The sequence below is a fragment of the Pseudomonas sp. HAR-UPW-AIA-41 genome (assembly GCF_002304225.1).
Classification (GTDB): Bacteria; Pseudomonadota; Gammaproteobacteria; order Pseudomonadales; family Pseudomonadaceae; genus Aquipseudomonas.
In genome coordinates this window covers 244,115-251,120 of the sequence record NZ_NSLB01000006.1, presented here as the reverse complement: position 1 = coordinate 251,120, position 7,006 = coordinate 244,115, and the positions used below count along the sequence as shown (strand labels likewise).

8 protein-coding genes and 2 pseudogenes are annotated in these 7,006 nt (G+C 59.8%); 4 read left to right on the top strand and 6 right to left on the bottom strand.

All coding sequences use genetic code 11. The features are described 5' to 3' along the window. Nucleotides 1–265: 265 nt before the first annotated feature. The 4 genes and pseudogenes from queD to CK486_RS13680 all read right to left on the bottom strand — a co-directional run bounded on the left by queD (nt 266) and on the right by CK486_RS13680 (nt 2,996). On the bottom strand, nt 266–622 hold the full coding sequence (queD, locus tag CK486_RS13695) for a 6-carboxytetrahydropterin synthase QueD (protein WP_095940862.1): 357 nt from the start codon (nt 620–622) through the stop codon (nt 266–268). Nucleotides 623–687: 65 nt separating this feature from the next. After that, on the bottom strand, nt 688–1,071 hold the full coding sequence (locus tag CK486_RS13690; RefSeq protein ID WP_176481709.1) for a DUF5329 domain-containing protein: 384 nt from the start codon (nt 1,069–1,071) through the stop codon (nt 688–690). Next, nucleotides 986–1,832: pseudogene (locus tag CK486_RS18525) on the bottom strand (hypothetical protein). The gene CK486_RS13690 and the pseudogene CK486_RS18525 overlap by 86 nt, the downstream one beginning before the upstream one ends. An 84-nt stretch (nt 1,833–1,916) precedes the next feature. Next, nucleotides 1,917–2,996 (bottom strand): hypothetical protein, encoded by a 1,080-nt coding sequence (locus tag CK486_RS13680; protein WP_095940861.1) that lies wholly within the window; start codon nt 2,994–2,996, stop codon nt 1,917–1,919. A 176-nt stretch (nt 2,997–3,172) separates the two neighbouring features. Between CK486_RS13680 and CK486_RS13675 the strand changes: the two genes are divergently transcribed. From CK486_RS13675 to CK486_RS13660, 4 genes are read left to right on the top strand one after another with little or no spacing between them, the layout of a single operon-like run. After that, on the top strand, nt 3,173–3,481 hold the full coding sequence (locus tag CK486_RS13675; protein WP_095940860.1) for a PepSY domain-containing protein: 309 nt from the start codon (nt 3,173–3,175) through the stop codon (nt 3,479–3,481). Between the two features lie 5 nt (nt 3,482–3,486). Then, nucleotides 3,487–3,792, top strand: coding sequence for a PepSY domain-containing protein (locus tag CK486_RS13670; RefSeq protein WP_095940859.1), 306 nt, complete (start codon nt 3,487–3,489; stop codon nt 3,790–3,792). Further along, nucleotides 3,792–4,457 carry a response regulator transcription factor gene (locus tag CK486_RS13665; RefSeq protein WP_095940858.1) on the top strand — a complete coding sequence of 222 codons (666 nt, stop codon included), beginning with the start codon at nt 3,792–3,794 and terminating at the stop codon, nt 4,455–4,457. Before CK486_RS13670 ends, CK486_RS13665 begins: the two co-directional genes overlap by 1 nt. Next, a complete protein-coding gene (locus tag CK486_RS13660) occupies nt 4,457–5,776 on the top strand; it encodes a sensor histidine kinase (RefSeq protein ID WP_095940857.1) in 1,320 nt (439 codons plus the stop codon). Before CK486_RS13665 ends, CK486_RS13660 begins: the two co-directional genes overlap by 1 nt. Before the next feature lie 4 nt (nt 5,777–5,780). Here the strand turns inward: CK486_RS13660 and CK486_RS13655 are convergent, their stop codons facing one another. Together CK486_RS13655 and CK486_RS18520 are read right to left on the bottom strand one after the other, a co-directional pair. Then, on the bottom strand, nt 5,781–6,365 hold the full coding sequence (locus tag CK486_RS13655; RefSeq protein WP_095940856.1) for an NADPH-dependent FMN reductase: 585 nt from the start codon (nt 6,363–6,365) through the stop codon (nt 5,781–5,783). Nucleotides 6,366–6,461: 96 nt separating this feature from the next. Beyond that, nucleotides 6,462–6,983: pseudogene (locus CK486_RS18520) on the bottom strand (methyl-accepting chemotaxis protein); the annotation flags it as partial. Between the last annotated feature and the right edge of the window lie 23 nt (nt 6,984–7,006).

Sequence of the window (7,006 nt, the reverse complement as noted above, 5' to 3'; positions counted from 1 at the left end):
TCCCGAACTCAGAAGTGAAACGACGCATCGCCGATGGTAGTGTGGGGTCTCCCCATGTGAGAGTAGGTCATCGTCAAGCTCCTATCCCAAACCCCCGACACGCTTACGCTGGTCGGGGGTTTGTCTTTGCGCGGAGAAAACTTCAGGAGCACTGGCGAGCAGGCAAGCTGGACGTTTTGACAGCGTAAAGCGCTTAACGCAGGCAAACAAAAAGGCCCCAGGCGGTTAAACCTGGGGCCTTTTCTATTTGGCGCATCCGGCGGGATTAGTCGCCGCGGTATTCGCAACCACTGGTGCAGGTTTCGTGTATGCGAATACGTGAAAGCTCGGGCAGCAGTGGCTTGAGCTCCTGCCAAATCCACTTGGCCAGGACTTCGCTGGTTGGGTTTTCAAGGCCGGGGATCTCGTTCAGGTAGTTGTGATCGAGTCGTTCGTAGATCGGCTTGAAAATGGCTTTGATTTCGGAAAAATCGCGAATCCAGCCGGTGTAGGGATCCACTTCGCCTTCGATATGAATGGCCACCTTGAAAGAATGGCCATGCAGGCGTCCACATTTGTGGCCGGTCGGAACGTGAGGGAGGCGATGGGCGGCCTCAAACATGAATTCTTTAAACAGTTCCACGGTGTAATGCTCATCAGACACTGCCCATTGAGGGCAAAGTCTGATTCTATCAGCAATAAGGTGGGCTAGCGGCTTGCTGAGCGCAACCGCTTCAGTTCCGCGTTGAGCCAGTCGGCAGACAATTGCTCCATACCCCGGCATCGCACACGATAAGGCTCTCCGCTGAAGCTGCTTTCGCTGGCGCCGCGCTTGATGAATTGTTCCGGGCTGTCGATCAGGTCTTTGTCCAACAGGTACTCGAGCTTCTTCTGAAGATGAGCGCGAGCATCTGGTGACGTGTGTTCGCTTCCATTGCGAATGAAGGTGCACCCGCTTTGCTCGACAAAGTCCAGCAGGCTGTTGACCTCCTTTCGGCCCAGCTCATCAAGTGCTGCGTGACTCGGTTGGCTCAGGGCAAGCAGTGAGCAGCTGACGAAGATGGTTCGCCACATAACGGTGAAATTTGGCATCGTTCCAGTAGTCCAGATGGCTGAAAGGGGTAAAACGCTTGTACCAGGGGCCGACAGCCATGCTGCAGTCCTCGGTAACGACCTGCGCATAGTTCTGCAATGGTCGAAGCGGGTACCCCAGGATATCGGCCGGTGCATAGACATTCAGCCAGCGTGCCTGAGTCTGCAGAGGTGTCGGCAAACAGTGACCAGGAAAGCGAATAGGAACGACTGGGTCATAGGCAAAGGTGAAGAGCGGAATATTGCAGCCGAAGGTGATGAATCCGCTGAAAGTCTCCAGACCAAGGAATGGATCCAGCGCACAGCTGCTGCTTTGGTTGAGCTTCTGCTGATCCCAGACGTAGTTGGAGAAAATGTGTCCCCCCAGTGAATGGGCCAGCACAATCAGAGGCGTGTCGGCCGACCTTGGCCCGTAGTTCATTCAGCCCCTGGCGCACGCATTGATGCACCTCTTCGTAACTGGTGTCATAGGCTTGGGAGGTTTTGCGATAGCCGCTGGCATCACCAAGAAACAAGGTGATGATTCTGCGTAACCAGCGCCAACGCAGCGGCTGGTCGTGCAGGGCCTGCAGATAGGCCTCTTCGCGCTGATCGAGGACACTGGCCCAGTACAGACTCTGGAATGCAATCTCCTTGGCGTCGGAACCCAGCCGCTTGCGCAATGCCGCGACCAAGGGGGCGGCGAAAGTGTGCAAGCCTTCCTCATCACGCTGATCCGGCTGATTGCCAATGCCGTGAATGATTGCTACTGCTAACCGCATGCCCCCTCCCTGGTAACCTCAATCATCTAAAAGCTTGTTGAACACCTTCCGCTGGTGTCTGAGCCACCGGGCGACTGCAGCCCATCAGAGCGGCTGCAGTCGCTCGGCTATATCGCCACTATCAGCCAATTCAAGGAATTCGTCACCCAGGCGTCGGCTCTCGGCCATGGCCTGACGCCAATAATCCTCGCGGCCTTGATCGTTGCCCAGATAGCGCTTGAAGTCACTGCGGTCCGGCAGCTTGCCGTGGGGAAGTTGTGACAGATACTCGCGTGAAGGCGAGATCAGAAGTACGTCTTGTAACTGCTCGGCATTGGCCCTGCGCCATGGCAGCGACTTGTCGAACCAGCCGGGAATGACGCGGTCGGTGAAGTGAGGGTAGAGCACGATGCCGTCAGCCTGGTAGGGCAGGTCCAGGTGGTAGTCGAGCAGGCCGCCATCGCGGAAAACGCCCGCGCTGACGCCGGGAATATCGTTGATGGCGTTCATCACCATGGGGATGGATCCCGAGGCAAGCAACGACTGACGCAGGTTGTGCGCGCCCAGTTCGTGGTAGTGCGAGGTGAAGTCGGTCAGGGGCGCCAGCGGCGGGGCCTGCCTTGGATCATGCATGACTATGCGTTCGAAGTGGCCTTGCAGACGCTGGCGGGACAGCAGGTTATTGCCAATCACCGCTGACAGACCCAGACCGAGTTTGCCGCGGTGATCGTGTCGTAACAGCCCCCGGCTTTTCACTACCAGAATATTCAGGTGGTACAGCGGATTGCAGGTTACCTGAGCATCTTGCCCCTGCAGCAAGTCATCAAGCAGCTGTGTGCAGCTGCGGCTGACCTCGGCCATGCTGACACCCTTGGCAAAACGCTGGCTGGTATACAGCTCGCCCAGGCGCAGCAGGCCTTGTACCGGGTCTGGCAGGCAGGCACTTGCGAAGCGCCAGGAGCCGATGGACGCGCCGATCAGCGTTCTCTGTCGCGGTGCGCTGGGTAGCCATGAACCGAAAAGTGCCAGATCAAGCCCCTGAATCCCCAGACCTTTGGGGCCACCTGCTGCTCCTGGCAGGATGCTGACATCGGCCGCCTGCAAGCCTTGGCTGCGGATGCGTTGCATGGCACGCTGTCCGGCACGGATGGTCAGGGCTGGGAATCTTCGGTGAATGGCTGGCATGCGTGTCTCCTGCAAACAGCCGGCGATTATAGGTCTTGTGTGGCTACGGCCAAGCGCTCTTCACCCGGTGAATATCTCGACAGCAGGCGGTGCAGTGGGCATTCAGTTTGAGTTAATCGAGTGTGGCTAGAGTGTGCAACACAAAGTCCTTACACACTCAAACGAGGAAACGACCCATGAAAAAGCTGACTTCAATTCTGACGCTGACTGCCCTGGCCCTGGGGAGCATGACGGTTCAGGCGCGTGATCTGGGCCCGGATGAAGCGCTGCGTCTGCGCGATGCCGGTACTATCCAGTCCTTCGAAAAGCTCAATGCTGCCGCACTTGCCAAGCACCCGGGGGCCACGATCGAGGAAACCGAGCTGGAGCACGAGCACGGGCGTTACCAGTATCAGGTCGAACTGCGTGATGCCCAGGGCGTACAGTGGGACGTTCAGCTGGACGCCACCACAGGTGCAGTGCTGCAGGACCATCAGGACGATTGATTAGCATGATACTGCGTGGGCCGGGTCTGCTTCTGCTCTGCGTTTTCACCAGCACGGCAGTCTTCGGGCGTGATCTTGATCACGACGAGGCGCTGGAACTGGCTCGCAGCGGTCAGATTCAGCCCCTGGATAAGCTCCTGCAACAAGCCCTGGGCACCTATCCCGGGGCGACTTTGCTGGAGGCCGAGCTGGAACTCGAACACGGCCGTTATCGCTATGAGGTGGAGTTGCTCACTGCAAGCGGCACTGTCCGCGAACTGGAACTTGATGCGCAAAGCGGGCAGTTGCTCAAGGATGAGGAGGACGACTGATGCGCCTGTTGCTGGTCGAAGACAGTGTTGAGCTGGCTGATTCGCTGCTGGCAGAGCTGGGGCGGCACGGCTATGCGGTCGACTGGCTGGCTGACGGGCGCGATGCCGCCTATCAGGGTATCAGCGAGCCTTATGATCTCATCATCCTTGATCTTGGCCTGCCGGGGCGTCCGGGGCTTGAGGTGCTGCGCGAGTGGCGTGGCAAGGGCAGCCATACACCGGTACTCATTCTGACTGCGCGTTCATCCTGGGCTGAGCGTATCGAAGGGCTCAAGGCGGGGGCTGATGACTACCTGAGCAAGCCTTTCCATCCCGAGGAACTGCTGCTTCGTATCCAGGCCTTGCTGCGCCGTTCCAATGGGCTGAGCAATCAGCCTGAGCTGATGGTGGGCGGCCTGCAACTGGATGAAGCCCAGCAGCGTGTCACCCTCAATGGACAATGCGTGGAACTGACTGCCGCCGAGTTTCGCCTGCTGCGCTACTTCATGTTGCACAGTGGTCAACTGCTGTCGAAGAGCCAGTTGAGTGATCACCTGTATGACGGTGAGAGTGAACGCGACTCCAACGTGCTCGAAGTTTTGGTCAACCGCCTGCGTGGCAAGTTCGGCAAGACAGTGATCGAGACCCGCCGCGGCCAGGGCTATCGCTTCGTTGGTGTCCACTGATGGGGTCGATCCAACGGCGCATCGGCCTGGCACTGCTGGTCAGCCTGTTACTGGCAGGCGGTTTGCTGGCACAGGGCAGTCTGTGGCTGTTCGACCGTGGTCTGCGCAGCTATCTGCAGAGTGATTTGCGTGACGAGGCCGAGAGCCTGTTGCGGGCGATAGCGCGCAAGCCTTCAGGTGTTCAGCTGGAAACACAGCTCGTCGATCCGTCATTCCAGCGCCCCTATTCCGGACGCTACTTTCTTATCGACATCGATGGTCAGCTGTGGCGCTCGCGCTCGCTCTGGGACCGGGAGCTGTTGATGCCGTCGTCAGCCGGGCTGCAGGAAGAATTGCAGCATGGTCCTCAGGGCCAGCATCTGCTGGTCTATTGCGCCAGTTTCAAGCGCCAGGGCCTGCCCGTGCGTATCTGCGTGGCGCAGGACTACAACCCGGTACTGCAGGCATTCACCCGCATGCAGCAGTTTGCGCTTGGTTTTGGTGCAGGCTTGTTGCTCCTCTTGCTACTGGTTCAGCGCTGGGCGGTTCGCAGTGCTCTGCGGCCGCTGGAGCAGGCGCGCCTGCAATTGCAGCAGCTGGAGCAGGGACATCGGAGTCAGCTGGAGCTGGTCACTGTCAGTGAGTTACAGCCGCTGGTAGAGCAGATCAACCAACTGCTGCGCCATACCGAGACGACCCTGCAGCGATCGCGTCATGCTCTGGGCAATCTCGGACATGCCCTGAAGACCCCGCTGGCTGTGCTGTTAACGCTGCTGCAGCGCGATGAGCTCAGGGCACACGAAACGCTTCGACAAAGTCTGCATGAGCAGTTGTTGCTGATCCGCGAGCGCCTGGAGCGCGAGTTGGGGCGTGCGAGGCTGGCAGGTGAGGTGCTGCCGGGGGCGCACTTCAATTGTGCCGAGGAAGTGCCGGCGCTGCTCGATACCTTGCGTATGATTCACCCGCGGGGACTGCAGCTGGAATCACAGGTGGTGGCGGGGCTGCGGCTGCCGGTGGACCGCGAAGACTGCCTCGAGCTGCTCGGCAATCTGCTCGACAATGCCTGCAAATGGGCGGTCAGCCGGGTGCGGTTGACGATCGAGGCCTTGCCGCAGGCGTATATCCTGCAGGTTGAGGATGACGGCCCCGGGATAGCGGCGAGCGAGCGTGAGCAGGTGCTGCAACGTGGTTCGCGGCTGGATGAGGAAGTTGCCGGGCATGGGCTGGGGCTTGCCATCGTGCGCGATATCGCCAACAGCTGGGGCGCCGTCCTGACTCTGAGGCAGAGCCCGCTGGGCGGTCTGTGCGTCAGGATCGAACTGCCGCGAAAGGCGGGCTGAAGCCTTACATGCCGTTGGCAAAGTCCGGATTGGCGAAGCTGATGTTGGCTCGAACGGGCTTCAGTGCCTCGGCGTACTGACAGAGGATATCCAGCGCATAGTCGATGCGTGCACGGATACGTTGATCACCTTCCCCGAGTGCCGTCCCGGCATTGAGCACCTGTTCCACCTGACGGATGATCAGATGTTCGGGCAGATAGCACAGGCGGCTGTTCTTGTAGCCTGAGGCCCGCAGTTCGCTGATCGGGTAGGCGCCGCCCACACCAGAGGAAACCCCTACCAGCAGGGCGGGTTTGTGCGCGAGTTCGGCCTTGCTGGCATAGAGGAAGAAGTTCTTCACCGCCGGGCAGGCCATGCCATGCCATTCCGGAGCGATCACCACCAGCGCATCGGCGGCAGCCAGCTCTGCCTGCATGGCAGGCCAATGCTCGGCGGGACCGGCGGGCCAGAGTGGCAAGGGCGTCGCAGCAATATCCAGTACGCAGGCCTGCTGACCGTGCTGTTGCAGCTGTTGTTGCAGGTACGCGGCGACTTTGGCCGATTGGCTGTCGGGGCGGTTGGAACCGCTGAGAATGGCAATTTTGAGCATGCTCGGGAATCCTGAGTGGGGTCACAGTCAGGCTAGCGAGCCTGGCGCCTGGCTGGCAAGGAGCCAGGCGCCAGTGTGGTGGGCAAATCGGGTCAGTCAGACGCGGAACTGATCCATCAGCGCCTGTTGCTGGTTGGCCAGCTGGTTGAGTGTCTGGCTGATCTGTGCCGATTCGTCTGCCTGCAGTGTGATCGACTCGGTGACATCGCGGATCGACGACACATTGCGGTTGATCTCATCGGCGACCGAGCTTTGCTCCTCGGCGGCGCTGGCGATCTGCAGGTTCATGTCGGTGATCACACTGACCGATTCACCAATGCGGCGCAGAGCGGCTACGGCCATTTCCACCTGTTGCACGCTGCCTTCGGCCTGCCGGTTGCTGCTGTGCATTGAGCTGACCACTTCGCGGGTGCCGCTTTGCAGGCCTTCGATGACCTGGCGGATCTCTTCCACCGAATCCTGAGTCCGCTTGGCAAGATTGCGAACCTCGTCGGCAACCACGGCAAAACCACGACCGGCTTCGCCAGCGCGGGCTGCTTCGATGGCCGCGTTGAGGGCGAGGAGGTTGGTCTGTTCGGCGATCGAGCGGATGACTTCCAGAACCGAACCAATTTGCTCACTGCTGCTGGCCAGGCCTTGAA